This is a genomic window from Nocardia sp. NPDC006044, assembly GCF_042871115.1.
In the GTDB taxonomy this organism is placed as follows: domain Bacteria; phylum Actinomycetota; class Actinomycetes; order Mycobacteriales; family Mycobacteriaceae; genus Nocardia.
Genome location: NZ_JBIAID010000005.1, coordinates 538,437 through 565,166, shown reverse-complemented (window position 1 = coordinate 565,166; position 26,730 = coordinate 538,437). Strand labels below are relative to the sequence as shown.

The following is a 26,730-nucleotide window of genomic DNA, read 5'->3' as shown; positions in this document are numbered from 1 at the left end:
TCTACCGGCGCAATTACGCCAAAACCCCTGGAGTTTCTTTTCGGCAACCCGATCTAGCTGCGCTTTTTACCCACTGGTAGCCCCTACTGGGTTAGTGGGAAGCACTGTCACTCGTTACACTCCGGAGCCATGACGAGTGTCCAGCAGCAGTCCGCGCAAGATCCAGCGGGCGCCCCCGACATCCACACCACCGCCGGGAAGCTGGCTGACCTGCGGAATCGGCTGGATGAGGCGCAGCACCCGATGGGTGAGGCCGCGGTCGACAAGGTGCACGCCAAGGGCAAGATGACCGCCCGCGAGCGCATCCTGGCGCTGCTGGACGAGGGCTCCTTCGTCGAGCTCGACGCGCTGGCGCGGCACCGCAGCGTGAACTTCGGTCTCGCGGAGAACCGGCCGCTCGGCGACGGCGTGGTGACCGGTTACGGCACCATCGACGGCCGCGACGTCTGCATCTTCAGCCAGGACGTCACCGTGTTCGGCGGCAGCCTCGGCGAGGTCTACGGCGAGAAGATCGTCAAGGTGATGGACCTGGCGCTCAAGACCGGCCGTCCGCTGGTCGGCATCAACGAGGGCGCGGGCGCGCGGATCCAGGAGGGCGTCGTCTCGCTCGGCCTGTACGGCGAGATCTTCCACCGCAACATCCAGGCCTCCGGCGTGATCCCGCAGATCTCGCTGATCATGGGCGCGGCCGCGGGCGGCCACGTCTACTCCCCCGCGCTCACCGACTTCGTGGTGATGGTCGACCAGACCAGCCAGATGTTCGTCACCGGACCCGACGTGATCAAGACGGTCACCGGCGAGGACGTCACCATGGAGGACCTCGGCGGCGCGCATACGCACATGGTGAAATCCGGTGTGGCGCACTACGTCGCCTCCGGCGAGCAGGACGCGCTCGACTACGTCAAGGACCTGCTGTCCTACCTGCCGAGCAACAACCGCGCCGAGGCGCCGCGCTTCCCGGCCACCGACCCGATCGACGGCGCCATCGAGGACTCGCTCACCGACGAGGACCGCGAGCTGGACTCGATCATCCCGGACTCGCCGAACCAGCCCTACGACATGCACGAGGTGATCCGTCGCCTGCTCGACGACGACGAGTTCCTCGAGGTGCAGGCCGAGCGCGCGATGAACATCATCGTCGGCTTCGGCCGGATCGATGGCCGCAGCGTCGGCATCGTGGCCAACCAGCCCACTCAGTTCGCCGGCTGCCTGGACATCGACGCCTCGGAGAAGGCCGCGCGGTTCGTGCGCACCTGCGACGCGTTCAACATCCCGATCCTCACCCTGGTCGATGTGCCGGGCTTCCTGCCGGGCACCGGTCAGGAGTACAACGGCATCATCCGGCGCGGCGCGAAGCTGCTCTACGCCTACGGCGAGGCAACTGTGGGAAAGATCACGGTGATCACCCGCAAGGCCTACGGCGGCGCCTACGACGTCATGGGTTCCAAGCACATGGGCGCCGACGTGAACCTGGCGTGGCCGACCGCGCAGATCGCCGTGATGGGCGCCTCCGGGGCCGTCGGCTTCGTGTACCGCAAGCAGCTGGCCGATGCCGCGAAGAACGGCGACGACGTCGATGCGCTGCGGCTTCAGCTGCAGAACGAGTACGAGGACACCTTGGTGAACCCCTACATCGCCGCCGAACGCGGCTATGTGGACGCGGTCATTCCGCCCTCGCACACGCGCGGTCAGATCGTCTCGGCGCTGCGGCTGCTCGAGCGCAAGATGGTAACGCTGCCGCCGAAGAAGCACGGCAACATCCCGCTGTGATTCCGGCCGCAACACCCGGCGGTGCTCCGGCGATACGCTCGGTAGGCCGCGCACACTGGATGTAGAGACGCAATGAGTGGATCCGAGGATGATCGCATCATCGGTCCGCTGATCGCGACCGAGGAACACGCCTGATCAGGCAAAGAAGGGATCTGGCACTGTGACGACCGTGGCAGAAGAAGATGTATTGACCGCCGCCGAGCTGGACCTCACCGTCGGTTCGGTCACCGACGCGGTCGAGGTCACCGACGTGGACGCGGCGGTCGCCGAGTCCGCCGTCGCGGCCGCCGCGCCGTTCTTCACCGTGGTGAAGGGCAACCCGAGCGACGAGGAGATCGCGGCACTGGTGTGCGTGCTGTCCGCCGCCGCGGAGAGCGCCGCCGCCCCGTCCGGTCCGGCGGACCTGTGGGGCCGGCCCACCTTCATGCACCGGGGCACCTCCCCGTTCTCGCCCTACGCCTTCCCTCAGCTGTCGCACCTGCGCGGGTGACGAGCTTCGTTCTCGCCTCCGCGTCGCCGGCCCGCCGGGAAGTACTCCGTTCGGCGGGCATCGATCCGATCGTCCGGGTATCGGACGTGGACGAGGACGCGCTTCAGGCCGCGCTGCCCGACGGCACCGCGCCCGAGGTGGTCGTGGTCGAGCTGGCCAAGGCCAAGGCCGCGGCGGTCGCCGCGACGATTCCCGAACTCGCCGCCGATTGTGTTGTCGTCGGCTGTGATTCGATGCTGCTGGTGGACGGCGAGCTACAGGGCAAGCCGCACACCGCCGAGGTGGCCAGGGCCCGCTGGGGCGAAATGGCCGGGCGCAGCGCCGATCTGGTGACCGGGCACTGCGTCCTGCGCCTGCGCGACGGCCGGATCACCGCGGAGGCGATCGACTGCAGTTCCACCACAGTGCATTTCGCCAAGCCCGAGCCCGACGAACTGGACGCCTACATCGCCACCGGCGAGCCGTTGCAGGTGGCGGGCGCGTTCACCCTCGACGGACTGGGCGGCTGGTTCGTCGACCGGATCGACGGCGATCCGTCCAGCGTGATCGGGATCGGCCTACCACTGCTGCGCCGACTGCTTGGCGACGTTGGGGTCGCCGTTACGCAGCTGTGGAGCCACCCGGCCGCCTGACGGCGGCGCGATCAGCGGCTCCGACCCGGTCACATCCCCGGTCGCCGGCACCGTGACCACCTCCCGCCCGTCCGGCTCGCGCCGCAGCTCGTGCTCGCGCCGCGCCATCATCTCCAGCCGGACCACACACAGCTCCGGCTCGACGAACGGATGCAGGCGCACGTTCACGTCGCCGCGCGCGCCGCTGCGGTCGAGCACCTCTTTGATCAAGCCGAGGTGCACACCGCAGACCACCTCGGAGTGAGTGCGCGCGAGTTCGCGCAGCGGGCACGCGGTGAGCCGGATCAGCGCCTGCTCGCTGGTCTCGTTCGGATCGCGTTCCGGCGCGAAGCCCAGCTCCGAAAGCACCGTCATAGCGACGTCTTTGGCGTCTTCCAGCGATTCGACTCGATGGTCACCGGCATCGAGCTTGGCGCCCCAGGAGCGCCCGGCCGCGATGGCCGCCTCGGAGCGGCGGCGCGGATCGGGGCCGAGTTGATCGGCGAGCACCTGCGCGAGTTCCTGATAACCGACCGATCGCTGCACCGCGCTGTATCCGATGCGCGGACGTCCGCGACCGCGGGGCGGTTGCTGAAATTGCCGCACCAGGGATTCCCTGGTGAGCACGTCCAGATGAAACCGAACCGTGGTGACGTGTTGTCCGGTGATTCTGGCCAGTTCCTGGGCGTCGAGAGGCTCGCTGGCGCCACGTAGGATCGCGAGCAGTCGCCGCCGCGGCCAAGAATCGGACATAGCTCACCCCTCCTCCCGGGAGACTTTATCGGATGCAGGTGCGATTTATTCGCTCATTCAGCCGATTTGTGATCTGAAACGAGAGTCACTAACGCCTCACACATACCATCGCTGTGAGACCCGAACCGCTGAAACCACCGTCTACCACGCGTGAAGGACCCACATCGTGCCCGCTGCTCCGGACCCTCATCCCGCATTTGGTTCTTACGCACATCCTCACCGACTAGTAACCACGGAGTGGCTGTCGGCAAACATCGGCACGTCAGGACTCAAGATCGTCGAGTCCAACGAGGACATATTGCTCTATGACATCGGACATGTTCCCGGCGCTACCAAGATCGATTGGCGGGGCGATCTGAACGATCCGGTCACACGTGACTACATCGACGGAGCCCGATTCACCGAGTTGATGCGCGCCAAGGGAATCGAGCGAGACGATACCGTGGTGATCTACGGTGATCGGGGCAACGCGCAGGCGGCGCACACATTGTGGGTTTTCACTTTGTTCGGACACCCGGATGTGCGGTTGCTGGACGGTGGTCGCGGCGCCTGGATTTCCGAGGAACGCGACACCACCTTCGACACCCCGCACCTCACCCCCAGCGACTATCCGGCGGTCACCCGCGACGACGGCAGCGCCCGCGCGTTCCGCGAAGACGTGCTCGCCCACCTCGGCAAGCCGCTGATCGATGTGCGCTCGCCGGACGAGTACTCCGGCGAGCTGATCCAGCCGCCGATCAATCCCGAGGATGCGGCTTTGCGGGGCGGGCACATCCCCACCGCCGCGAACATCCCGTGGACCGAGGCGTTCAACAACGACGGCCGCTTCCGCTCGCGCGCCGAACTGGACGAGATCTACGGCGCGCTGGACAGCGGGGACGACCTGATCGTCTACAGCCGGGTCGGCGAGCGCTCCAGCCACACCTGGTTCGTGCTGACCTATCTGCTCGGCTTCGGCACGGTGCGCAACTACGACGGCTCGTGGACCGAATGGGGCAACTCGGTGCGCATGCCGATCGCCAAGGGGACTGAACCCGGCGCGGCCCCGGCCGGCACCGGACGACGGGCCCGCGGGAAGTAACGCACGCAGGTACTTCCATCTGGATGGCACCGTTGTGATCCACGACCTACTGTTCAGTAGGACTGGCCGAGTTCGGCGTCTGTTGGCAGACTGCCTACACTCGCCCAGACGTAGTTTCGTCGACCACGGGGCGACCAAAAAGATTTCACACAGGAGGCTCAGTGCCCAGCCACGCCAGCGCACGGATCACGAAGGTACTCGTAGCCAATCGAGGCGAGATCGCCGTGCGCGTGATTCGGGCGGCCAAGGACGCCGGCCTCGGCAGCGTCGCGGTGTACGCGGAGCCCGACGCCGAAGCCCCCTTCGTGCAGCTCGCCGACGAAGCGTTCGCGCTCGGCGGCCAGACCTCGGCCGAGTCGTACCTCGTGTTCGACAAGATCCTCGACGCCGCGTCGCGCTCCGGCGCCGACGCCATCCACCCCGGCTACGGATTCCTCTCCGAGAACGCCGACTTCGCCCAGGCCGTCATCGACGCCGGGCTGATCTGGATCGGCCCGTCGCCGCAGTCCATTCGCGACCTCGGTGACAAGGTCACCGCCCGGCACATCGCCGAGCGGGCCAAGGCGCCGATGGCCGCGGGCACCAAGGACCCGGTGAAGAACGCCGACGAGGTCGTCGCGTTCGCCAAGGAATACGGCGTGCCCGTCGCAATCAAGGCCGCCTTCGGTGGCGGTGGCCGCGGCATGAAGGTCGCGCACACCATCGAGGAGATCCCCGAGCTGTTCGAGTCGGCCACCCGCGAGGCGGTCGCCGCGTTCGGTCGCGGCGAATGCTTCGTCGAGCAGTACCTGGACAAGGCCCGACACGTCGAGGCGCAGGTCATCGCCGACCAGCACGGCAACGTCGTGGTCGCGGGCACCCGCGACTGCTCGCTGCAGCGCCGGTTCCAGAAGCTCGTCGAGGAGGCGCCCGCGCCGTTCCTGTCCGACGACGTGCGCGCCAAGATCCACGCCTCCGCCAAGGCGATCTGCCGGGAAGCCGGCTACTACGGCGCGGGCACGGTCGAGTACCTGGTGCAGGGCGAGACGGTGTCGTTCCTCGAGGTGAACACCCGCCTGCAGGTCGAGCACCCGGTCACCGAGGAGACCGCGGGCATCGACCTGGTGCGCCAGCAGTTCCGCATCGCCAACGGCGAAGAGCTGACCATCAAGGAAGACCCGACCCCGCGCGGTCACTCGTTCGAGTTCCGGATCAACGGCGAGGACGCCGGCCGCGGCTTCCTGCCCGCCCCCGGCCCGGTCACCGTCTACAAGGAGCCGACCGGCCCCGGCGTGCGCGTGGATTCCGGCGTGGTGCAGGGCAGCGTGATCGGCGGGCAGTTCGACTCGATGCTGGCCAAGCTGATCGTCACCGGCGAGAACCGCACCCAGGCACTGGAGCGGGCCCGGCGCGCGCTGGCCGAGTACCGGGTCGAGGGGCTGGCCACGGTCATCCCGTTCCACCAGGCGATCGTCGAGGACCCCGCGTTCATCGGCGACGGGACCACGTTCGACGTCTACACCAAGTGGATCGAGAACGAGTGGAACAACACCGTCGAGCCTTATACCGCCGGTGCGCCGGCCGATGAAGACGAGGAGCTGCCCCGGCAGAAGGTCGTCGTCGAGGTCGGCGGTCGTCGCGTCGAGGTGTCGCTGCCCGGGCAGTTCAGCCTCGGTGGCGGCGGCGCGGCCGCGGGCAACGGCGCCGGTGTGGTCCGGAAGAAGCCGAAGCCGCGCACCCGTGGCGGCGCCGGCGCCGGTGCGGCCTCCGGTGACGCGGTCACCGCGCCGATGCAGGGCACCGTGGTGAAGGTGGCCGTCGAAGAGGGCCAGACCGTCGAGGCGGGCGATCTGATCGTCGTGCTCGAGGCGATGAAGATGGAGAACCCGGTCAACGCGCACAAGGCCGGTGTGGTCACCGGGCTGGCCGTCGAGGCCGGCGCCGCGATCACGCAGGGAACGGTGCTCGCCGAGATCAAGTAGCCCGCGTAAACGTAGGGCGAACACCGCTTCGGGCGGGCGCAGGACAATGACGTCCGCGCCCGCCCTGTCGTATCGTGGTCCGGTGACCAGTACGCAGATCGTCTCCGTTGTCGCGGAGATGATCCGCGCCCGTCGCGTGGCGGGTACCCGCGACGACGGCAACCGGCTGGTGCTCGTCGTCGAAGGTGGCGGCAGTCGCGGCGTCTACTCCAGCGGCATGGTGTCGGCCCTCGAGGAACTCGGGCTCGGCGGGGTCTTCGACGCCGTCTACGGCACCTCCGCGGGCGCGATCAACGGTGCCTGGCTGCTCGGCGGCCGCGCGCGCTCGGGCATGCGCTCCTGGACCGATCCGGCGATCATGCGCCGCGCCATCGACCCGGCCAGGCTGCTGCGCGGACGGCCCGCGTTCGATCTGCGCTACCTGGTGCATCAGGTCTACGACGGGGTCGAGGGAATGAACTTCCCGGCGATCCTGGCCAACTCCACCACCTTTCACCCCATCGCCACCGACATCCGCACCGGCCGCGCGGTCGACCTGCACCCGCACATCGTCGACAAACGCACCCTCATGCGCGCGCTACGGGCCTCCGCGGGGCTGCCCATCCTGGCCGGCCCGCCGGTCGCGCTGGGCGAGGCACGCTACTTCGACGGCGGCCTCACCGAGACCGTCCCGATCCGCACCGCGGTGCGCGGCGGCGCGACCCACGCCCTTGTCCTGCGCACCCGCCGCATCGATGAGCAACGGCCCCCGGCCTCCCTGCTGCACCGCGTGGTCGGCGGCGGCTACCTGCGCGCCATCGCCCCCGGCGCCTACCGCGCGTGGGTCCAGCGCCCGCATCAGCAGGCAATCGAAGACAGCGCCCTGGCCGAACTCGGCGACGCCGTCTTGCAGATCCACCCGCCGCTCGGCTCCCCCGATATCGACAGCGCCGCCCGCGACACCACGCTGCTCGCCGCCGCGTTGGACATCGGCCGCCACGCGGTCATGTCGGTGCTATCCGACACCGCCCGCGTCGCCTGAGCACTCCAAGCCCCACGAAGCTGGGCCGCCGCCAGACGGACCCTGGCTCGCGATCCCCAGCGAGAACAACGGCCGTGAAGTGGGTGCAGACCCCGAAAGGGACTGCGAATCTCACCGATCACGGCCGAGTTCGAGGCCAGCAGACCAGGGCCGGTATAACCGGAGGGGTACTCCAGGTGTGCACATGCCCGCCAGCGGCCACGTTCATGATCAGCGGGAACTGGTGCAGGTGACCTCTCGGCCGATACCAACACCAGTTCCCCCTGATCATGAAAACCCGTTCTTCGGGCCTGACGATCAGGCCGGGCCAGGCAACCGGGTCAGTCCAGGCGGACGGAGACGCCGTTGGAGAGGACGAAGTCGTGTAGTTCCAGGTGGGTGGGGGTGGTGCCGGGGGGTACGTCGAAAACCAGTTGGGTGGTTGTGGTTTGGCCGGGGGTCAGCTCGAACGACGAGCTGTAGCCGTGCTGGGTGGCCTGCCACAGGGTCGCGGTGAGGTTGTGCTCGAAGGGGGTGCCCTGTGCGTCGAACAGACGCTGGCCGACCGGCAGGAACCATTTCGACTCGTCGGAGATGTTGCGCACATCGAGCGTGACGATCACGAACGAGCCCGTCGCCGACTGCAGGCCCACGCGATGCACACCGGTGTCGACCGCACTCACCACGAACTCGAACTTCCCGTCCCGCACCGGCGTACCCGCGGCCGGAATCCCCGGCGCCTCGGGGTGATCCGGCGGCGGCACCGGATTCTCCTCGGCCATCGCCGTCGGCCGCGGCGCACCGGTCCCACCCGAGTCCCCGGCCCGAGTGCCCGCCAGCAGCGCCACACACCCCGCCGCCAGCATGAACGGCGTCAGGAACATGACCACCAGCGCCCCGATCACCTTGGACAGCACCCCACCGCGCTTACGCCGCCGGCGCCGCACCGGCGCAACAGGTCGCCGAGCATCCGAATATCGCTGATACTTGGGCGGTTTCGCCGGAGCCGGAAAAACCTTCCGCCCATACCCGACCGGATAACGCTGCTGCGGCACCCCCGGTCGCGACTGCACCAGCCGAGAACCGGCCGCCGGACCGACGGGCCCCGGCTTCGGCGGAGCCGAACGCGGCCGCCCCAGCGCACGCAATCCGCGGGCAGCAGCCCCCATCTGCCGCGCCACCGAAACCGACTGTGGCGCAACCGTAGACGGTGCGACGTAACCGGACGAACCGCCACCTGGTCGCTGCGACACTGCGGGATATCCCTGCGCTCCCCCGGTAACCCGATGGCCTTCGACGGCACCGGCCGGCGCGACCGAATTCGGCTGCGGCGGAATATCACTCGCGGGCGGCGAGAACGTCCCCTCGAGCCGAGTCTCCACCCGAGTCGGCGTTGGCCCCGGCTCGGGCATAACCTTCGTCGGCGCAAGCGGTTTCGCCCCGCGGGCGGCCCCTGATCGACCGCCCTGGTCCGGCATGAGCCCAGCTTGCGGCACACCCTGCATACCGTCCATCCGACCGGCACCCCCACTAGCGGCCGTGGGACCGGATCGCCGCGAGCTTTGCGCAGCACCTGCCTGACCGGCTTCCAGCCCCGCGCCCGTGGGACCGGATCGCGGCACACCCTGCCCGGACCCGACGGACTGCGCAAGCTTCTCGCCGCCCGTCTCTACCCGACTGGGCACAGGTGCCGACTGCGGGACACCCCATAGCGGCCCGGGCGGCCGCGCAGGTTCCGCTCGACGGGTCTCGACACGGGTGGGCGTAGGTCCGGGCTCCGGCATGACCTTCGTCGGCGCAGGCGATTTCGGCGGGCGGGCGGGTGAATCGGGCGGGCGGGCATCGATCGCGGCATGCGCCGCAGCGGCGAAATCTCCTGCGGTGGAGTAGCGGTCGGCGGGCTGCTTGGCCATCGCACGGGCGATGACAGCATCCAACGCGGCCGGAACCGCGGCGTTGTGCGACGCGGCGCGCGGCGGGTCGATCATCAGGTGCGCGTGCATCTGCTGTGCGGGATCGGTGTCACCGTAAGGTCTAGCGGCAGTGAGGCATTCGTAGAGAACACAACCCAGCGAGTAGACATCGGCCCTGGCGTCCGCCTTACCGGTGAACCGCTCCGGCGCCATATAGGCCAGCGTCCCGATCGCCAATCCGGTTGTCGTGACCGCGGTTTGACCGATCCCGTGCGCGATGCCGAAGTCGATCAGGTACGCGAACCCGCTGGCATGCACAACAATGTTGGACGGCTTGACATCCCGATGCACCAGCCCGGCTCGATGCGCCACATCCAGCGCGACCGCCACCTGCCCGACGATCCCGACGGCCGCGGCGGGCGCCAGCTTCCCGGCGGCCACCTTGCTCGCCAGATCCTGTCCCTCGACGAACTCCATATCGATGAACAACCGCCCATCGATCTCCCCGAACCGATGAATCCGCGGAATATGCGGGTCGCGCAGCTTGGCCACCACCTCGGCCTCGCGTTCGAATCGCTTGCGGTACCCCGCATCCGCCGCCAGCTCGCTCGGCAGCAGCTTCAACGCCACCCAGCGCGTGCCCGCGTCGTCGTACGCCAGCCAGACCTGCCCCATGCCACCCCGGCCGAGTAACCGCTCCAGCCGGTAGCCCCCGAATCGCACCTCCCCCATCGCGAACCTCCAGTCGTCGTCGACTTGTCCAGGCCCGGCCCGCCGGTCTCCGATCAACCACGGCGACACCGGAAAACACCAGCTCACGCCGCGAACACCAAAGAACCCAACCTCCTTCGGAGCCTAACCCCGCCCCGCGCGACCGGCCAGTGTGTCGTCAGCAACACCCGCCCATGCGCTATTTACCGTTGCCGTGTTTGCCATGTCCGTTGCCGTTCCCGTTGTTTTCGCCGGGCGGGCCCTCCCGCCCCGGCTTCGGCGAATCGACCTTCGGCGGGTCCGCCTTCGGCAGATCCGGCTTCGGTGCTGCTGCCGGGTTACCTGCCGTCTGCGGCAGCCAATTCGCAAGCCCGCCGCCGGTGGCGACGCATTGCAATGGCGTGCCGTCCCCCGCGAAGCCGCGCGCGTCCACCGCCGGGTCACACGGCTGCCAGGCAACCGGCGCCGTCGCGACCACCGGCGCGGCCCGCACCGGCGTCGATACCTGGGTCGCCGGGGGTTGCGCGGGAACGACCTGCGGCCGGGACTCCAACGACGGTCCTGCCACCGTGGTCGCCGGCGCCGCCGACTCCTGTCCGTGCGATCCCGGCCGCCCGAACCACAGCGCGGCACTCACCGCCACGAGCAGCGCTACCAGCACGGCGACCGAAAGCCGAGATCGTGTCCGCTGCCGTGAACCGTTGCCCGAGCGCGCATCGGAAACCGAACGGGGACCTCGTGTTCCGCTGGCCGCGGTGTTCGCGGTCACTCCGCCACCGTGCAGGGATCCACGCATCGCGCCCGAACCGTTCGTCCACATCGCCGTCGTATCCGCCCCGCGAAATGCCTGCGGCAGCACCGCTGTCGTCGGCAATACCGCTGTTGTCGGCAGTGCCGCGGCCGCGATCTGCACCGTCGGCACGTCGAGCCCGGTGATCGCGGCGTACGCGGCCGACGCGAACTCGCTCGCACTGGCGCACCGCTGCTCGGGAACCTTGGCCATCCCCCGGGTGATGACCGCGTCCAACCCGGCGGGCACCGCCGGGTTCCAGTCCGCGGCCAGCGGCGGGGCGGTCATCAGGTGCGCGTGCAGCGATTGCGCCGCGTCACCGTTACCGAAAGGCCTTTGCGCGGTGAGACATTCATAGAGCACGCAGGCCAGCGCGTACTGATCCGAGCGGGCGTCACCGGCGCCGACGAAACGTTCCGGCGCCATGTAGGCCAGGGTGCCGACCACATTGCTGCTCGTCGTGATCGCGGGCTGGTCGGCCCGGTACGCGGTGCCGAAGTCGATCAGATGCGCGAGTCCGGCGGAATCGACCATGATGTTGGCGGGTTTGACGTCGCGATGCACCATCCCCGCCCGGTGCGCGGCGTCGAGCGCCTGCGCGATCTGCACCACGATCGCCACCGCCCGCGCGGGTGCCAGCTGCCCCTCGCGCCGGAGCAGGGTGGCCAGATCGGTGCCGTCGATGAACTCCATGTCGAGATAGAGCCGGCCGTCGAGCTCGCCGAACGCGTGGATCGACGCGAGGTGCGGTCCGCGCACCTGGGCAGCCAGCCGCGCCTCCCTGGTGAACCGCTGACGGTAGGTCGGGTTGTCCGCCACCGTGGCGGACAGCACCTTCAACGCGACGACACGATCGGCGATACTGTCGTGCGCGCGCCACACCTGTCCGGTGCCACCGCTGCCGAGCAATCGATCGAGGCGATAGTGGCCGAACCACGTCTCACCCATAGTGCTGAACCTCCCGCTAGCCTTTTCCTCATGGAGGACCTACCCGATATTCGTATCGGCACCGCGGAGCGCGAAGCGGCGATGCAGCGACTGTCCGATCATTTCGCGGCCGGACGGCTCAGTGTCGCGGAATTCGACGAGCGCAGTGCGGTTGTCGCGGCCGCGGTCACACGCGGAGACATCACCCCGGTATTCGCCGATCTGCCGGATCCGCTCGTCAAAGCGGCGGCGGTACCGGCGAAACCGGAGTCCGGATTCCTCTCCGAGTGGCCGGAGCGGGTGATGGCGGTGATCCCGATCCTCGCGGTCATCCTGTTCTTCCTCACCGGCAGCTGGCTGTGGTTCCTGGCCATCCCGCTGATGGGCGCCCTGTTGTTCGGCAGCAGGCACAACCACGACGACCGCAATCGCGATCGCCGACGGGACCGCGGCGACCGCAGGAACCGCGGCCAGGACGCCATCGACTGATTGCCACGGCAAGCACGTACTCCGGCCGACTCGCCCTGCGCACCGGCATCCTCGGCGTGATCGAACCCGGCCGGGCCGCCTACCTCCTCGCCGTCACCACCGACTGCACCGCGCTGCGCGGTGTCGACGCGGTACTGCGGGACGCCCACGTCGTGGTCGACCGCTAGCCTCGCGGTATGGAGCAAGCGACCTTGCAGCACCGCGACGAGCGTGGACTCTGATGGAACCGATCGAGATCAACGCGGGTACTTGGTATCTGCGCGCACTGCGCGCCGACGACCGCATCGATGACCGTCCCGCACTCGCCGAGGGCGGCATCACCGACCCGGGCTACGTCGCGCTGCGCACCGCGGGCTGGGCGGCGGAATCCCACTTCTCCTGGGCGGTATGCGAGCCGACGACCGCGGAAATGGTCGCCGAGGTAGGCGCCCGCCCCACCGGTGACGGCACCGCCGAACTCACCGGCTGGGCCCGCGCAGGCTACGAGCCCGCCCTCGAAGCGGGCCTGACCACCGTCCATCGCTTCGTCGAAGGCGCACTGGGCCTGCGCGCCACCGCCCGCTGACCCGCGCGCGTCGCCACAACCGACGCGTCCAGATGACGCCGCGCGCCGTAGACCAGCGAACGATGGTCCGCCACAGCCGGACTCAGTTCCCGGTCGGCGGCGTAGACATCGGCGACAGTGGCGGCATACCGTGCAGCAAGGTGTTCGGGTTCGGCGCGGCAGCGTCCGACGCGACGGTGGAGGTGGGAGCGGCGACGGCTGACACCTGCATTTCCTGGCAGTCCGCGCCGGGGCGGAAAGTTTGCCGGAAACATCCGGTTGGAACGCAAAAACGCGCGGCCCGACCGACGGAGTTCCGTCGGGCAGGCCGCGCGAATGCCTTGTCTACTCGAAGCCGGCGAGCACCCGATCCAGCGCGTCGACCGCCGCGTCCAGCTCGGCGACGCTGACGGTCAGCGGCGGCCGGAAGCGAATGCCCCGTTCGCCGGTACCGAGGATCAGCACATGCTCCCGTTCGCGCAGCGCGGTCAGCACCTCGTCGCGCAGCTGCACCGACGACACGGTGACCGCGCACATCAGCCCACGACCACGCGGTTCGGTGATGCTCGGATGCTGCCGCGCCAGGGTTTCCAGCCGCTCCAGCAGGTGCGCGCCGAGCGCCTGCGACCGTTCGATCAGCGAATCCTGCTCCAGCACCTCGAGAATGCGCCGCACCCGCACCATGTCGGTCAGGTTGCCGCCCCAGGTCGAGTTGATCCGGGAGTTGACCACGAACACGTTGTCCGGCACCTCGTCCACGCGCCCGCCCGCCATCACGCCGCAGACCTGGGTCTTCTTGCCGAACGCGATGATGTCCGGCTGCACGCCGAGCTGCTGGTAGGCCCAGGTGGTGCCGGTCATGCCGACGCCGGTCTGCACCTCGTCGAGCACGAACAGCGCGTCGTTGTCGTGGCAGAGCCGCTGCATGGCCTGCAGGAACTGCGGCCGCATGTGCCGGTCGCCGCCCTCGCCCTGGATCGGCTCGGCGATGAAACACGCGATGTCGTGCGGGTTTTCGGCGAACGCGCGGCGCGCCTGGTCGAGCGCGCGGGCCTCGGCCTCGTCGATGTCGAAGTCGTCGCTCAGGTAGGGCGCGTCGATGCGCGGCCAGCCGAACTTGGGGAATCGGGCGGTCTTCACCGGGTCGGTGTTGGTCAGCGACATGGTGTAGCCGGTGCGGCCGTGGAACGCGCCGGTCAGGTGCAGCACCTTGGTGCCGAGTTCCGGTGCGCGGCCGTTGCTTTCGTTGTGCCTGCTCTTCCAGTCGAACGCGATCTTCAGCGCGTTCTCCACGGCGAGCCCGCCGCCGTCGATGAAGAACAGGTGCGGCAGCCGGGGATCGCCGAGTACCCGGACGAACGTCTCGACGAACCGCGCCATTTCCACGGTGTAGATGTCGGAGTTGCTCGGCTTGTTGAGGGCGGCGGTCACCAGCTCAGCGCGGAAGTCGGCGTCCTCGGCCAGCGCGGGGTGATTCATCCCCAGTGCGTTGGACGCGAAGAAGCCGAACATGTCGAGGTAAGTGCTGCCGTCGCGTTCGTCGACGAGGGTGCAGCCGCGGGACTCCTGTAGGTCCAGCACTAAATCGAAGCCATCAGCGAGGATGCTGGCCGACAGAATCTCGTGCACCCGGGCGGCGGGGGTGACCGCCGGGCGGGTGCGTTCCAGTTCGATGGTCACGCCATCGAGGATACGAAAATTTACGGTTTCTGTACAGGAAAGCGGATTAATTACACGTAACGGCTACCTGTCATAGAATGTCTGCAGGATGATGGTGCTTCGAGTCCTGACGTTGGCGGTCGCTCTGATCTCCTGCAGAAGTTGCTCGAGGTGCCGCGGCGAGGCCACGCGGACCAGCAGCATGTAGCTCTCGTCGCCCGCCACCGAGTGGCACGCCTCGATCCCGGGGATGTGCTGCAACACTGCGGGGGCGTCATCCGGCTGCGAAGGGTCGAGAGGAGTGATCGCGACGAATGCCGACAACAGCTGGCCGAGTGCCTCCGGGTCGACATGCGCCGTGTAGCCGCGGATCACCCCGCGCGCTTCCAGCCTGCGCACCCGCGATTGCACGGCGGACACCGACAGGCTCGCCTTCTCGGCCAGGTTCGACAAGGTGGCGCGCCCATCGGCCATCAATTCACGAATCAGCAGGCGATCAATGTCGTCGAGTGCAGGTCGTGCAGGTGTATCCGCCATCAGCGGAGACTAACCCAGGCGGACCCCCTCGTGGCAGAAACCTCACCCCGATCCTCCCAAGACATGGGACAGATATGCCGCAATGCGGCCGAAAGGTACGGCGGAACAACAGATGACGGATGTACTCGGCGACCAGACCACCCGGGAACTGGCGGAGCGCGCGGCGGCGGTGCTGCGCGGGCTCGGCGTGGATTCCCCCGAATCGGGCGACCTGCCCGCCCGCAGCCCCATCACCGGAACCCAGCTGACCACCCTGCGATCCAGCACATCGGCCGAGGTCGATGCCGCAATCGACCGTGCGGCCACGGCATTCCGCGGCTGGCGCACGGTGCCCGCCCCGGTCCGCGCCGCGGTGGTGCGCAGGCTGGCCGAACTGCTCACCACGCACAAGAGTGAGCTCGCCGAGCTGGTCACGCTGGAGGCAGGCAAGATCGGCCCGGAGGCCGCGGGCGAAGTGCAGGAAATGATCGACGTCTGCGAATTCGCGATCGGCCTGTCGCGCCAGCTTTACGGCCAGACGATGCCCTCGGAGCGACCGGGCCACCGGTTGATGGAGACCTGGCACCCGCTGGGCGTCGTCGGGGTCATCTCGGCGTTCAACTTCCCGGTGGCCGTGTGGGCGTGGAACACCGCGATCGCGCTGGTCTGCGGCGACACCGTGGTGTGGAAGCCGTCGGAGACTACGCCGCTGACCGCGCTGGCCTGCCACTCCCTGCTGCGCCGCGCGGCGACCGACGTCGGCGCGGATCCCGAAGTGCACCAGCTGATTCAGGGTGGCGCGGAAATCGGCGCCCAGCTGGTGGACGACGAGCGGGTGGCGCTGGTGAGCGCGACCGGCTCGGTGCGGATGGGCAGGATCGTGGCGCCGCGGGTGGCCGAGCGGTTCGGCCGTTGCCTGCTGGAGCTCGGTGGCAACAACGGCGCGATCGTCACGCCCTCAGCGGATTTGGAGCTCGCCGCGCGCGGCATCGTGTTCGCCGCGGCGGGCACGGCCGGGCAGCGGTGTACCTCGCTGCGCAGGCTGATCGTGCACGCCGACGTGGTCGGGCCGCTGGTCGAGCGGATCGAGAGCGCGTATCAGCAACTGCGCGTGGGCAATCCGCTCGAAGACGGAGTGCTGGTCGGTCCGCTGATCGACGGCCGGGCCTACGCGGGTATGCGCGCCGCGCTGGACAAGGCGCTCGCCGACGGCGGCGAATTGATCTGCGGCGGTGAGCGAGTCGACGGTTTCGGCGACGACGCGTACTACGTGCGGCCCGCGATCGTGCGGATGCCCGCCCAGACCGCGGTGGTGCGGGAGGAGACCTTCGCGCCGATCCTGTACGTGCTGACCTATCACGACTTCGACACCGCGATCGCCCTGCACAACGAAGTGCCGCAGGGACTTTCGTCCGCGGTGTTCACCTCGGATCAGCGCGAGGCGGAGCGCTTCCTGGCCGCCGACGGCTCCGACTGCGGCATCGCCAACGTCAATATCGGCACCTCCGGCGCCGAGATCGGCGGCGCGTTCGGCGGCGAGAAGCAGACCGGCGGCGGCCGCGAATCCGGTTCGGATTCGTGGAAGGCGTACATGCGCCGGGCCACCAACACGATCAACTACTCCGCCGAACTGCCACTGGCACAGGGCATCAAGTTCGGCTGATCGAAAGCTCGAGGGCCCAGACCACGACCGGTCTGGGCCCTCGGCCGGTCAATCGATCACGGTCGGCAGGGTTTGCAGACCGCGCAGGAAGGTACTCGGCCGCCACTGCACCTCGTCGGCCATCCTCATGTTCGGATACCGAGCCAAGATCTTGTCGAACGCGACCTTGGCCTCCAATCGAGCCAGCGGAGCGCCGACGCAATAGTGGATGCCGTGCCCGAACGCCAGGTGCCCACCCTTGCTCTTGCCCGCCTGACCGATCTCGATGCCGTGCGGGTTCGCGAACTGACCCGGATCGTGATCCGCCGCGGCCAGCGACACCGACACCAGCTCTTCGGCCGGAATGTCGATGCCCGCCAGGGTGATCGGTTCCGAGGTGTAGCGCAGCGTGGCCAGGTGAACCGGCCCCTCGTGCCGCAGGAACTCCTCGATCGCCGCCGGAATCCGCTCCGGTGCCCGGGTCAGCTCCGCATAGAGCACCCGGTCGCGCAGCATCGCGTAGAGCCCGTTGCCGATCAGGTTGACCGTCGTCTCGTGGCCGGCCACCAGGATCAGGAACAGCATGGCGATGAGTTCCCGGTCGCTCAGCTTGTCTCCTTCGTGATTGGCCATGATCAGCTGGGACAACAGGTCCTCGCCGAGGTCCTTCGCGCGCTCGGCGACCAGCCCGATCAGATAGGTGGCCAGCTCGATGCTCGCCGCGCCGCGCTCGGCCGCGGTCGCGTAGAACGGCGAATTCGCCGCCGTCACCTGATCTTCGGCGTTCTCCGCGGACGCGGCCGTCATCGTGGTCGACAGCTCGCGGAACCGCGCCCGATCGGCCTCCGGCACGCCGAACAGTTCGCAGATGACGGTCATCGGAATCGGCAGCGCGTAATCGGCGATCAGGTCGACCTCGGACTTGCCCGCCATCTCGTCGAGCAGCTGATCCGCGAGCGCATCGATGCGCGGGTGCAACTGTTCCACGGTGCGCGCGGTGAACGCCTTGGTCACCAGCCTGCGCAGGCGGGTGTGATCCGGCGGGTCGGAGCTGAGCATGTGCTCCCACAGATCCGTGCTCACCGTGGTGTACGAGTCGCCTGGGCGCAGTCTGGTCGTGATCGGCGCCAGCGCGGCCGCGCCCTTCTTGATCCGGCTGTCGGCGAGCACCTCACGCGCCAGCTGATAGTCGACCACCAGCCAGGAGGTCAGCCCGTTGGGCAGCAGAACGTGATGGATCGGGCCCTGCTTGCGCAGTTCGTCGTACACCGGGTGCGGGTCGTAGACGAAGTCGGTGCCCAGTTTGATCAGCGGCTTGGTCATGAGAACTCCCTGGCTGTCTTGCTCGTGCTGCCGCCGCCGGTGCTGACCCGCAACGGGTTCAATCCCCAGGCCTCGGCGATCAGTCGCGCCAGGAAGCCCAATTCTTCATCGGTGTGCGCCATTTCGGGTTTGAGGCTCTCCAGCACCCACTGGATCTTCCCGTCGAACTCCGAGAGCCAGGTCGCCAGCGCGATCGGCTGCCGCCCCGCCTGTTCGGCGTCGATGCCCTGGAACACACCGCGCATCACGAAGGCAGTCGGCTCCGCGCCGTGACGCATCACCGTCGGCACGAACGGGTCCAGAACGCCCATGTTGGAACACATTCCGACGGTGATCGGCGGGGTGTCGACGAGCCGTTCGACCACGCCCTCAGGCAATACGTCGATGAGCTCGGGCGGCATGTTTCGCGGGCGCGAGATGCCGCCGGCGCCCACCCCGTGCACCGAGCCGAACCCGGCCTTGCTGGCCGCGCGCAGCGGGGCGAGGTCGAATCGGTCCAGCCACTCCCGCTGCACCGTGATCGGCACGCGGGCAAAGGAATTCGAATCGATCTGGGCTTGCTCACGCAGGATGCGCACGGCGGTCATCAGCACCAATGGCGTTGTCTCGCCGACCGATCCGCAGTGCCGCAGGAGATCGGCGACCAGCGCGAGGTACAGGGTATTGGGGGAACCGCCGCGCTGGGCGGCGAGCTCCTTCCAGTGCGCCGCGTCGAAGGTGGCGATCACCGAGCCCTCGCGCCAGCCGAGCGGCGGGGGCTCGGGTGCCTTCTCACCTTTCGCCAAGGCGTGACGTATCGCCCTGCGGTGCAACGGATCTCGGTAGGCACGACGAGCCTCCGAAACGACCTCTCGCGCAACGGCGATGCCGCGGTTCAGGCCGTCCTTCAGCTCGTCGCGGAGCCGGACGACGTCGTCGAGGCCCTCCGTCGTAGCGAGTTCGGGCTGGACCAGTCCGATGGCCGCCATCAATCCCGCGTGACCATCGGCGATGGCATGCGAGGCGACACAGGAACAGACCATGCCGCCGGACCGGGTGGGCACCGCCGAAAGCCGCCACCCGTAGCCGTTTTCCGGATCGAGCGGGTACTGCGCCTGATCGTTCGCCCAGGCCAGCGCGGCGGCGTCATCGATGGCGGCGCGCTCCAGGGCCAACGGCAGGGCGGTGTCCGCGAGCACCCAGCGCCATTTGGCGAACGGCACCCGCGGTCGCCGCACCCGCCGCATGAACGGGCCGGAACGCAGCTGGGCGTACATCTCGCTCAGCTGCTCGTCGGTGAGGCGGTTGGCCATGATCGTCACCGTCTGGCTGATGACCGGCGCACCGTAACCGTGGTGCAGTCGCAGAAAGGCCTTGTCGGTGAGGCCGACATAGACGGGGGCCATCAGGAAGCCTCCCGATCCAGCAGGTCCGCGGTGTCCGAGAGGAACGCGGGTTCGGCCAGCCGCAGCATCCGTTCCTGCGCGACCATGGCCACCAAATCGCCGTCGCGACTGAATATCCGGCCCTGGGTGAAGGCCCGGCCGCCGGCCGCGGACGGCGATATCTCGTCGTAGAGCAGCCAGTCGTCCACCCGGAACGGCCGCATGAACCAGATCGAATAGTCCAGCGCGGCGGTCTGGATGGCGATGCCCGGGTGCGCCGCGACGGCCGCGCCCAGCAACGTCATGTCGCTGGCGTAGGTCAGCGCGCAACTGTGCGTCACCGGACAGTCCGGCAGCTGACCGGTGTAGCGGAGCCAAACCTGTTGGCGCGCCGCGCGGATCGCGCCGTCCGGCACCCGGCGGATATCCCAGCCGTCCCATTCGTTGCCGGCGTCGCCCATCCCGATGGGACTCAGGTCGTCGGGTGCCGGGGCGTCCGGGCACGGGTCGGCGTGCCGCACGCCGTGGCCGCCGACGTGGAACGAGGCGACCATCAGGAAGGTCTCCCGGCCGTGCTGCACCGCCTTGATCCGGCGCACCGCGAACGAGCGGCCGAGCTTGACGGTGTCGACCAGATAGTCGATCGGAATCTCCGGCGTCGTGGGACGGACGAAGTACCCGTGGATCGAATGGACCGAGAATCCGGCGTGCATCCCGGACGAACCCGCCGCCAGCGCCCGCGCGGCCACCTCGCCGCCGAACGTCCGGACCAACGCGGTTCGGTGCTGGAGCTTGCCACGAAAGAAGTTCGTGTCGATTTGCTCCACCGCCATCGCGTCGAGTAGTTCCACCATGGTCAACCTTCTTTGCCGTGTTCCGATATCGGCGACCACGCTGTCGCGCTCACCCATCCCCTGCGGCGGAGCGGTGGTTCAGACCACTTCACGAGCCGGTGGATTGGTTTGCGTCGCAAATCGATGACATTTTCGTCTCATGTTGCGACGCCGTGTATCAAATACAGTGAACCTCTAGCTAATACAGTTCAAGCTGCTGTAATCCATTTCACAGGTAGGCGAGGGTATCTTTACGGAAATCCTTCAGCCTGGAACTACCCGAATCGCCCATACGCACCAGATTGAGCCCTGAACTGCGAGGATGTTCGAGCGTAGATTCCTACAGGCTCGCCCTTCCGACCGATCCAGCACACCGCTGCACCCACCGAGGAATTGCACAAATCGGTCATCACAGCACGATTTGCCATTCTCTTTCCGGCAGTCGACAAGCGGCGATATCACCGCAGATATCACGATCAATTAATAAGCAGTTAACAGCTGAAACATGGATTCAAACTGTCCGATTCCTGCCCTATTCCGGCGGTTCTCCCTATTCGGGATCATTTCCGTCGGCACGCGCATCGGCTTCGACCCCGCCGGATTCTCGCAGCGGGATCTCCTTCCAGAACAGCACCATCACCAAGGCGACCAGCGCGAGCACCGCGGCCACGACGTACACCGTAGACATGGCTTCGGCGAAGCCCGTCTGCAACGGTCCGGCCAGCGTCGGGTTCAGCTGCTGGATCACCGAACTGTCGTCGAGCACCTTCTGCACCGCGGCGGAGTCGTGATGCACCAGCCCCTGCGCGAAGGCGACATCGGCCGGGTTGGTGCTGTGCAGCCCGGCGATGACCGCCTGCTGATACGCCGGGTGCGTCGAAGCCGCCTCGATCGCGCCGGTCACCTTGGCCGGCAACAGCCCGAACAGCGTCGACAGCAAGGCCGCGACACCCAGCGTGCCGCCGACCTGCCGGAAGAACGTGGCGGCCGCACTGGACACCCCCATATCCGCGGGCGCGGCGGCGTTCTGGATCGCTAAGGTGATGGGCTGCAACAGGTTTCCCAGCCCGACCCCGGTGATCGCCATGAAGATCATGGTGCGCCACAGCGGCGTGTCCGGCGTCAGATAGTGGAACAGGAACAAGCCGGCGGCGACCGTCGCGGTGCCGATGATCGGAAACGCCCGATAGCGCCCGCTCCGCGCGATGAGCCGGTTCGACACGATCGACCCCAGCATCAGACCGCCGACCATCGGCAGCAGTTGCAGACCCGCCGCGATCGGGCTCGCGCCCCGCACGACCTGCAGATACTGCGGCACCAGGATGATGCCGCCGAACAGCGACGCCCCGACCACCATCGCGATCGCGACACCGAGCGCAAAAGTTCGATTCCGGAAGAGCCGCAACGGAATCAGCGCCGCGTCACCCATCTTCGCTTCGATTCCGATGAACGCGAGCACCCCGGCCACGCCGATCGAATAGCAGATCACCGCGCCGACGCTGGTCCACCCCCAACCGCGCCCCTGCTCGGCCACGATGAGCAGCGGCGTAATACCTGCGGCGAACGCGACCGTGCCGAGCCAGTCCACCGGCACCCGCGCCGGGTCGCGCCGCGGCATCCGCACCACCCGGTACACCACCACCAGCGCGACCAAGCCGACCGGAACATTGATCAAGAACACCCAGCGCCACCCGGTGATCCCCGCAATCGTGTGCTGACTTGCGAACAAGCCGCCGAGCACCGGCCCGATCACGCTGGCCATCGCCCAGGTCGCCAGGAAATGCCCCTGGTACTTCGCCCGGTCGCGCGGACTCACGATATCCCCGAGGATCGCCGAGGCCAGCGACATCAGCCCGCCCGCCCCCACGCCTTGAACGGCCCGGAACACCGCCAGCTGATACATCGACTGCGCGACCGCGCACAGCAGCGATCCGCCGACGAAGATCACGATCGCGGCGAGCAGAAATGGCCTGCGCCCGTACATATCCGACAATTTGCCGTACAGCGGCGTGGTCAAGGTCGCGGTGATCAGATACGCCGTGGTGACCCATGCCTGCAACGAATAACCGGACAGGTCGTCGGCGATGGTCCGGACCGCGGTCGCCGTGATCGTCTGATCCAGCGCCGCCATGAACATGCCCAGGACCAGGCCGCTCAGAATCACCAGCACCTGCCGATGGGTGAAGCCCGCCGCACCACCCTCCTGCACCGCGGGCGCGTCGACCCGCTCGGTCCGATGTCCGCGATGAGTCAGCGCCATCAGCAACTCCTGAACTAAGAAAGCCCCGCATCAGTTGTCGAACTGCGGCCATTCCCGTCCCCGGACCGCGGCGACCAAGCGCCCACGAGCTAAGCAGCAACGATAAACCTCGGTCACGATTCGGGAAACGTCGAGTGATGTCTATCTCGAGTCGCCAGCATTTGTGATCTAAGCCACATCGCCTCAGCGCCGGCCCATCAACCTTCCACCACCGTTACGACACGCCCCACCAGGCGTTTTCGCATCCAGCCACTCTGTGTGTAAGGTTGTAAACACCCGACGCGGGGTGGAGCAGCTCGGTAGCTCGCTGGGCTCATAACCCAGAGGTCGCAGGTTCAAATCCTGTCCCCGCTACAACCGATACGGCCCGGAAGCTTTAGCCTCCGGGCCGTTTTCGTTTGCTCACACCGGCACGTCAGGCCCACCAGGTTTTCACTCTGGCTCAGCGATTCTTACACTCGGGCCGAGATCCCGTGCGGCATGCTGAAACCCATGTGTCTGGTACTGATCGGCTGGCGCGCACATCCGGAGTATCGGCTGATCGTGGCAGCCAACCGGGACGAGTTCTATACGCGGCCAACGGAATCGCTGCGCTGGTGGCCCGAGGTAACCGGTCTGCTGGCGGGACGGGATCTGCATGTCGACACCCCTGTGCCGGGCTCATGGCTAGGCCTGGTACCCCGCGATCGTCGATTCGCGACGGTGACCAATGTGTATGGTCCCCGGGAGCACCGCACCGATGCTCGCTCGCGTGGCGCACTGCCGATGGCGCATCTGCGCGATGTGACCGAACCCGAGAAGTTCGTGCACGAGATCGCAGCGGCCCCAGACGACTACAATGGCTACAACCTGGTGGTCTCGGACCTCGAATCGCTGTGGTGGCACAGCAATCGGAGCGCCGCGACCCCGCTCGCACTCGCGCCAGGCCTGCATGGGTTGTCCAATGGCGCCATGCTCGGCTCCTCGGACCTTGCTTCTCCACATGAGATTCGCACCGAATCCGATGCACCTGCGTGGCCCAAAGTGCGGGAGGGTCTGCGCGGTTTACGCACGGTGATCGAGACCGATCCCGGCAACGTGTCCGGCTATCTGCGCGTACTCGCCGACCGGACCGTTGCCGACGACCACGAACTGCCTGATACCGGCCTGCCGCCACGGCACGAACGCGCCGTCTCTGCCCGTTTCGTCGCCGATCTGCTTTACGGAACTCGGTGCAGCACTGTGTTGTTGATCCGAGAGGACGGCGCCTTTTCGATCACCGAGCGATCATTCGGCCACCGCACCCAAGTTACCGGCGAAGCCTCGTTCACCGGCACGCTCGAACTGACGCGCTCACCGAAGACGGAGCAATGATCGAAGAATCGCCCGTGCCAGGCCCCTTCGACGAATCGCAGTCGCTCGGTGGCGAATACGCCTTGATCGAGATCATCCACCGAGCGGTCGCAGCCGTGCTCGGGCGGCCGTCAACAGACGCGGATTCCACCTTTCATGACCTGGGATTCGATTCGATGGGACTGCTGGAGCTGTGCAACAGATTGGCCACGTGTACCGGTGCGGCGCTGCCCGTAACTGTACTGTTCGACTATCCGACGCCGGCCGCATTGGCCCGAGAACTGTTGCGGCTCAAGGCAGCACAGAGTTGACGTAACTCTTGGTCCGCATCAGGAATTCGACTATTCGGCCGTCCGGCAGGCGATCGGGCGTAGACCAGTGATCGACACAGCCACCCGCATACACGGTGTCGATGGTGGGCTCAGTCAACATCTGTTCGATGAGTGACCGCCCTTCGGCACCGATCACCGTCAGCGCGAGAGTATTTCGCAGCGGGGTCACGCCATCCTTCGTTGACCACGGAGCAATCCATACGCAGGGGAATGGCAGCTCGATACCGAGCTGTGGTGCGTCGCTGCGTTCTACCTCGAACACCGCCGGACGGAGTACGGCGCTGCCGTCGGAGAGTTCGTCGACGATACCGCCACCACCCAGCCAGGCGGTCGTGCCTGCACCATGGCTCCGCAGGTAGGTATCGAGCCTGCGTGACGTAGTCACGGATTGCACTGGCAACACGGCGTCTTCGGCCTCCGGCGGCCTGCTCGGCAGGGCGGCGAGTCGCTGGGCGACGGCGTCGGCCACCTGCGCCGGATCGCGCTGCACGAAGATGGCGGTAGTGTTCGTGCACGTAGTTCCGCCCGCGTGACTGATCGAGCCGACGATCGCATCCAGCTGATGCCGCCAGTCATCGCCGGTCAGCAGTACCTTCGATCGCCCCGCGCCCTGCAGCAGCACCGAACGATCGGTGGCGTATTTGCCGATCAACTCCCCGCCATAGACCAGGGCCAAGTCCGCACCACCGATGAGATCGTCGGAAAAAACAGGCTCGGTGGGCAACAACACGACGTGATCATCCCGGAAACCCGCCGCCCGCAGCGCGCCGACAAGACGATGCGCAGTGAACGGTTCGCGGGTAGAGGGGCGAACCGCCACTCGGTAACCCAGCGCGACTGCTTCCAGCCAGCGGGATTGCGCCGCGGGATGATTACCCGCGGCATTGATCGCGAGCACGTCGGCACGCCTGGCCCAAAGCAGGCGCCGGGAGCGCGGAGCACGGTCGTCGTCCACGGGGCACACCTCCTGAACCGCCTGGCACACCCCCCGCGCCACATCGGCGATATACCGGGTCGCGGCGCGGACCGCGGAAATCGGCACCCCGGAGACTCGGCTGACCACATGCTCGTACTCCCGCACCGACAGGCCATCAATGGTCTCGGCAGCGAAGATTTGCCCGGCTCTGACCAGCGCCGCCGCGCGTTTCGCGTCCGGCATCGCCGGTGCCTGCCGCAGCGCGGCGAGACTGTTGTATACGAATACCGAAGGTGCCAAGGACATCTCAGCGATAGGCAGATCGGCGACGTCGCGAATCTCGAAGCGATTGTCCGCCCTGAAACGCCCACGCGGACCGAGGGCATCCAGTTGGATCAAGCCGTTCATTCAGTAGACGCCCTCGATGACCGGGTTGCCGGACAGGGCCGAAATCGGCCGGATATCGGCGACGGAATCGCCGATGCCGCCTTCCGGTGCTCGCACCCGCACCGCGAGATCACGTTCCAGATTGTTCGGCAGCAGCATGCTCTTGCTGACATGGTTCATGATCACCCGACCGCGCTCACCGTAGGCCACTTCCGTTCTCGTATCGGGGTCGACCACAGAAAGAAAAATATACGGCGAGAAGGTATCGAACACGCACGGATCGTCGGCGGCCAGGCCTGCTCTTTCGACCGATGTACCGAGCATCGTCACGCTGCCGTAGTAACCATAGAAGCTGATATCCGGGAACAGCTCGGTGCGGAATACCCGACGCGTATCCGATCCCATGTGCGCGCCGCCCCAGATAATCAACTCTATTTTCCGGTTGATCAGCTCGACGAGCTCACTGTTCCGGGAGATCTGTTCCAACAGCGGTGGGGTAACCACCATGACCGCGATGTCCTGCGTGCGGAGTACATCCTCGGTCTGTGCCACCAGATGACTCATGTAGCGGGCCGCCGCTACTTTATCTCCGATCCGAACACATTCTTTCACCCACCGCGGATCCATATCTATAGTGAAGCGAAATCCACCCCTGCGTCTGACCATTTCCGCAGTGAAATCACCAAACAAATGTGGGCCGCTCGGAACAAGGGCAAGCCAGTTGGATCCGTGCCGATAACCACGCGTGTCCAGATCTCGACTCGACCATTCCATCAATAGATTCATCCAGTCGGCCATGAATACCAACCGCTTGGGTGCGCCGGTAGTACCGCCCGAATCGTAGACGGCATATATCTCCGGATCGGCGCCATAGCCGCGCGGCACAAGATCACCCACCGGGACGTTACGTAACTCGTCGGCTATATCGGGAAACAACTTCAAATCCTGCGGAGTGCGCACATCGGCGAGCGGGTCGAAATCGAACTCCTTCGCCTTACGCAGCCAGAACGGCGACCCGGTCGTCGGCGAGAAATGCCAGTGCATGACTGATTCAATGAACTCGCCGGACGGCATCGCACGCCCGAAGCCGCCGCGCGAAGACTGCTCGTAAACGTAAGTCATGGAT

The 26,730-nt window shown here is 67.1% G+C and carries 22 protein-coding genes and 1 tRNA gene; 12 read left to right on the top strand and 11 right to left on the bottom strand.

The window, feature by feature from the left end:
• Positions 1–129: 129 nt before the first annotated feature.
• The 3 genes from ACFYO1_RS38690 (at position 130) to ACFYO1_RS38680 (ending at position 2,892) form a co-directional block, all read left to right on the top strand.
• Positions 130–1,770, top strand: a complete 1,641-nt coding sequence (locus ACFYO1_RS38690; RefSeq protein WP_378717313.1) for an acyl-CoA carboxylase subunit beta — start codon at positions 130–132, stop codon at positions 1,768–1,770.
• 160 nt (positions 1,771–1,930) lie between these two features.
• Positions 1,931–2,260, top strand: a complete 330-nt coding sequence (locus ACFYO1_RS38685; protein ID WP_387242855.1) for an acyl-CoA carboxylase subunit epsilon — start codon at positions 1,931–1,933, stop codon at positions 2,258–2,260.
• The gene (locus ACFYO1_RS38680; protein WP_387242852.1) at positions 2,257–2,892 is read left to right on the top strand and encodes a nucleoside triphosphate pyrophosphatase; all 636 of its coding nucleotides are present in this window, start codon (positions 2,257–2,259) and stop codon (positions 2,890–2,892) included. Before ACFYO1_RS38685 ends, ACFYO1_RS38680 begins: the two co-directional genes overlap by 4 nt.
• On the opposite strand, the gene ACFYO1_RS38675 is transcribed toward ACFYO1_RS38680, so the two are convergent.
• A complete protein-coding gene (locus tag ACFYO1_RS38675; RefSeq protein WP_387242849.1) occupies positions 2,818–3,624 on the bottom strand; it encodes a helix-turn-helix transcriptional regulator in 807 nt (268 codons plus the stop codon). The genes ACFYO1_RS38680 and ACFYO1_RS38675 overlap by 75 nt on opposite strands.
• A 166-nt stretch (positions 3,625–3,790) precedes the next feature.
• On the opposite strand from ACFYO1_RS38675, the gene ACFYO1_RS38670 reads away from it, so the two are divergent.
• The 3 genes from ACFYO1_RS38670 to ACFYO1_RS38660 all read left to right on the top strand — a co-directional run bounded on the left by ACFYO1_RS38670 (position 3,791) and on the right by ACFYO1_RS38660 (position 7,687).
• Positions 3,791–4,705 carry a sulfurtransferase gene (locus tag ACFYO1_RS38670; protein ID WP_387242846.1) on the top strand — a complete coding sequence of 305 codons (915 nt, stop codon included), beginning with the start codon at positions 3,791–3,793 and terminating at the stop codon, positions 4,703–4,705.
• 161 nt (positions 4,706–4,866) lie between these two features.
• Positions 4,867–6,666, top strand: a complete 1,800-nt coding sequence (locus ACFYO1_RS38665) for an acetyl/propionyl/methylcrotonyl-CoA carboxylase subunit alpha (protein WP_387242843.1) — start codon at positions 4,867–4,869, stop codon at positions 6,664–6,666.
• A gap of 82 nt (positions 6,667–6,748) precedes the next feature.
• Positions 6,749–7,687 carry a patatin family protein gene (locus ACFYO1_RS38660; RefSeq protein ID WP_387242840.1) on the top strand — a complete coding sequence of 313 codons (939 nt, stop codon included), beginning with the start codon at positions 6,749–6,751 and terminating at the stop codon, positions 7,685–7,687.
• Positions 7,688–8,007: 320 nt separating this feature from the next.
• Here ACFYO1_RS38660 and ACFYO1_RS38655 read toward each other — a convergent pair whose 3' ends face one another.
• Together ACFYO1_RS38655 and ACFYO1_RS38650 are read right to left on the bottom strand one after the other, a co-directional pair.
• Entirely contained in the window at positions 8,008–10,311 is a 2,304-nt protein-coding gene (locus ACFYO1_RS38655; RefSeq protein ID WP_387242837.1) for a protein kinase, read from the bottom strand.
• Between the two features lie 178 nt (positions 10,312–10,489).
• Positions 10,490–12,028, bottom strand: a complete 1,539-nt coding sequence (locus tag ACFYO1_RS38650; RefSeq protein WP_387242834.1) for a protein kinase — start codon at positions 12,026–12,028, stop codon at positions 10,490–10,492.
• A 30-nt stretch (positions 12,029–12,058) separates the two neighbouring features.
• Here ACFYO1_RS38650 and ACFYO1_RS38645 point away from each other — a divergent pair, with 30 nt between their 5' ends.
• Positions 12,059–12,496 (top strand): DUF1707 domain-containing protein, encoded by a 438-nt coding sequence (locus tag ACFYO1_RS38645; RefSeq protein ID WP_387242832.1) that lies wholly within the window; start codon positions 12,059–12,061, stop codon positions 12,494–12,496.
• Between the two features lie 220 nt (positions 12,497–12,716).
• Positions 12,717–13,061: a hypothetical protein gene (locus tag ACFYO1_RS38640; RefSeq protein WP_387242829.1), complete on the top strand. Its 345-nt coding sequence runs from the start codon at positions 12,717–12,719 to the stop codon at positions 13,059–13,061.
• Between the two features lie 324 nt (positions 13,062–13,385).
• Here the strand turns inward: ACFYO1_RS38640 and lat are convergent, their stop codons facing one another.
• Positions 13,386–14,720: an L-lysine 6-transaminase gene (lat, locus tag ACFYO1_RS38635; protein ID WP_387242826.1), complete on the bottom strand. Its 1,335-nt coding sequence runs from the start codon at positions 14,718–14,720 to the stop codon at positions 13,386–13,388.
• A gap of 63 nt (positions 14,721–14,783) precedes the next feature.
• The gene (locus ACFYO1_RS38630) at positions 14,784–15,236 is read right to left on the bottom strand and encodes an Lrp/AsnC family transcriptional regulator (RefSeq protein WP_150404358.1); all 453 of its coding nucleotides are present in this window, start codon (positions 15,234–15,236) and stop codon (positions 14,784–14,786) included.
• Positions 15,237–15,348: 112 nt separating this feature from the next.
• Here ACFYO1_RS38630 and ACFYO1_RS38625 point away from each other — a divergent pair, with 112 nt between their 5' ends.
• Positions 15,349–16,878 carry an aldehyde dehydrogenase family protein gene (locus ACFYO1_RS38625; protein WP_387242822.1) on the top strand — a complete coding sequence of 510 codons (1,530 nt, stop codon included), beginning with the start codon at positions 15,349–15,351 and terminating at the stop codon, positions 16,876–16,878.
• Between the two features lie 48 nt (positions 16,879–16,926).
• Here the strand turns inward: ACFYO1_RS38625 and ACFYO1_RS38620 are convergent, their stop codons facing one another.
• The 4 genes from ACFYO1_RS38620 to ACFYO1_RS38605 all read right to left on the bottom strand — a co-directional run bounded on the left by ACFYO1_RS38620 (position 16,927) and on the right by ACFYO1_RS38605 (position 22,637).
• The gene (locus ACFYO1_RS38620; protein ID WP_387242818.1) at positions 16,927–18,180 is read right to left on the bottom strand and encodes a cytochrome P450; all 1,254 of its coding nucleotides are present in this window, start codon (positions 18,178–18,180) and stop codon (positions 16,927–16,929) included.
• Positions 18,177–19,565 carry a hypothetical protein gene (locus ACFYO1_RS38615; RefSeq protein ID WP_387242815.1) on the bottom strand — a complete coding sequence of 463 codons (1,389 nt, stop codon included), beginning with the start codon at positions 19,563–19,565 and terminating at the stop codon, positions 18,177–18,179. The genes ACFYO1_RS38620 and ACFYO1_RS38615 overlap by 4 nt, the downstream gene beginning before the upstream one ends.
• Positions 19,565–20,398, bottom strand: coding sequence for an acyl-CoA thioesterase (locus ACFYO1_RS38610; RefSeq protein ID WP_387242812.1), 834 nt, complete (start codon positions 20,396–20,398; stop codon positions 19,565–19,567). The genes ACFYO1_RS38615 and ACFYO1_RS38610 overlap by 1 nt, the downstream gene beginning before the upstream one ends.
• 529 nt (positions 20,399–20,927) lie before the next feature.
• Positions 20,928–22,637, bottom strand: coding sequence for an MDR family MFS transporter (locus ACFYO1_RS38605; RefSeq protein WP_387242809.1), 1,710 nt, complete (start codon positions 22,635–22,637; stop codon positions 20,928–20,930).
• A 280-nt stretch (positions 22,638–22,917) separates the two neighbouring features.
• On the opposite strand from ACFYO1_RS38605, the gene ACFYO1_RS38600 reads away from it, so the two are divergent.
• From ACFYO1_RS38600 to ACFYO1_RS38590, 3 genes are all read left to right on the top strand, one after another.
• Positions 22,918–22,991 (top strand) — tRNA-Met (locus ACFYO1_RS38600).
• A 126-nt stretch (positions 22,992–23,117) separates the two neighbouring features.
• Positions 23,118–23,990, top strand: a complete 873-nt coding sequence (locus tag ACFYO1_RS38595; RefSeq protein WP_387242806.1) for an NRDE family protein — start codon at positions 23,118–23,120, stop codon at positions 23,988–23,990.
• On the top strand, positions 23,987–24,280 hold the full coding sequence (locus ACFYO1_RS38590) for an acyl carrier protein (RefSeq protein WP_387242803.1): 294 nt from the start codon (positions 23,987–23,989) through the stop codon (positions 24,278–24,280). Before ACFYO1_RS38595 ends, ACFYO1_RS38590 begins: the two co-directional genes overlap by 4 nt.
• On the opposite strand, the gene ACFYO1_RS38585 is transcribed toward ACFYO1_RS38590, so the two are convergent.
• Together ACFYO1_RS38585 and ACFYO1_RS38580 are read right to left on the bottom strand one after the other, a co-directional pair.
• Entirely contained in the window at positions 24,261–25,625 is a 1,365-nt protein-coding gene (locus ACFYO1_RS38585) for an aldehyde dehydrogenase family protein (protein WP_387242801.1), read from the bottom strand. The two genes, ACFYO1_RS38590 and ACFYO1_RS38585, sit on opposite strands and share 20 nt — an antisense overlap.
• Positions 25,626–26,726, bottom strand: a complete 1,101-nt coding sequence (locus tag ACFYO1_RS38580; RefSeq protein WP_387242798.1) for a phenazine antibiotic biosynthesis protein — start codon at positions 26,724–26,726, stop codon at positions 25,626–25,628. It lies immediately after the preceding gene.
• Positions 26,727–26,730: the final 4 nt, after the last annotated feature.

Bases quoted from the DNA above. Each gene is read 5' to 3' on its own strand.
- ACFYO1_RS38690 (WP_378717313.1), top strand. From the start codon at position 130: ATGACGAGTGTCCAGCAGCAGTCCGCGCAAGATCCAGCGGGCGCCCCC.
- ACFYO1_RS38675 (WP_387242849.1), bottom strand. From the start codon at position 3,624: ATGTCCGATTCTTGGCCGCGGCGGCGACTGCTCGCGATCCTACGTGGC.
- ACFYO1_RS38655 (WP_387242837.1), bottom strand. From the start codon at position 10,311: ATGGGGGAGGTGCGATTCGGGGGCTACCGGCTGGAGCGGTTACTCGGC.
- ACFYO1_RS38650 (WP_387242834.1), bottom strand. From the start codon at position 12,028: ATGGGTGAGACGTGGTTCGGCCACTATCGCCTCGATCGATTGCTCGGC.
- ACFYO1_RS38645 (WP_387242832.1), top strand. From the start codon at position 12,059: ATGGAGGACCTACCCGATATTCGTATCGGCACCGCGGAGCGCGAAGCG.
- ACFYO1_RS38640 (WP_387242829.1), top strand. From the start codon at position 12,717: ATGGAACCGATCGAGATCAACGCGGGTACTTGGTATCTGCGCGCACTG.
- ACFYO1_RS38630 (WP_150404358.1), bottom strand. From the start codon at position 15,236: ATGGCGGATACACCTGCACGACCTGCACTCGACGACATTGATCGCCTG.
- ACFYO1_RS38625 (WP_387242822.1), top strand. From the start codon at position 15,349: ATGACGGATGTACTCGGCGACCAGACCACCCGGGAACTGGCGGAGCGC.
- ACFYO1_RS38620 (WP_387242818.1), bottom strand. From the start codon at position 18,180: ATGACCAAGCCGCTGATCAAACTGGGCACCGACTTCGTCTACGACCCG.
- ACFYO1_RS38615 (WP_387242815.1), bottom strand. From the start codon at position 19,565: ATGGCCCCCGTCTATGTCGGCCTCACCGACAAGGCCTTTCTGCGACTG.
- ACFYO1_RS38610 (WP_387242812.1), bottom strand. From the start codon at position 20,398: ATGGTGGAACTACTCGACGCGATGGCGGTGGAGCAAATCGACACGAAC.
- ACFYO1_RS38605 (WP_387242809.1), bottom strand. From the start codon at position 22,637: ATGGCGCTGACTCATCGCGGACATCGGACCGAGCGGGTCGACGCGCCC.
- ACFYO1_RS38595 (WP_387242806.1), top strand. From the start codon at position 23,118: ATGCTGAAACCCATGTGTCTGGTACTGATCGGCTGGCGCGCACATCCG.
- ACFYO1_RS38590 (WP_387242803.1), top strand. From the start codon at position 23,987: ATGATCGAAGAATCGCCCGTGCCAGGCCCCTTCGACGAATCGCAGTCG.
- ACFYO1_RS38585 (WP_387242801.1), bottom strand. From the start codon at position 25,625: ATGAACGGCTTGATCCAACTGGATGCCCTCGGTCCGCGTGGGCGTTTC.
- ACFYO1_RS38580 (WP_387242798.1), bottom strand. From the start codon at position 26,726: ATGACTTACGTTTACGAGCAGTCTTCGCGCGGCGGCTTCGGGCGTGCG.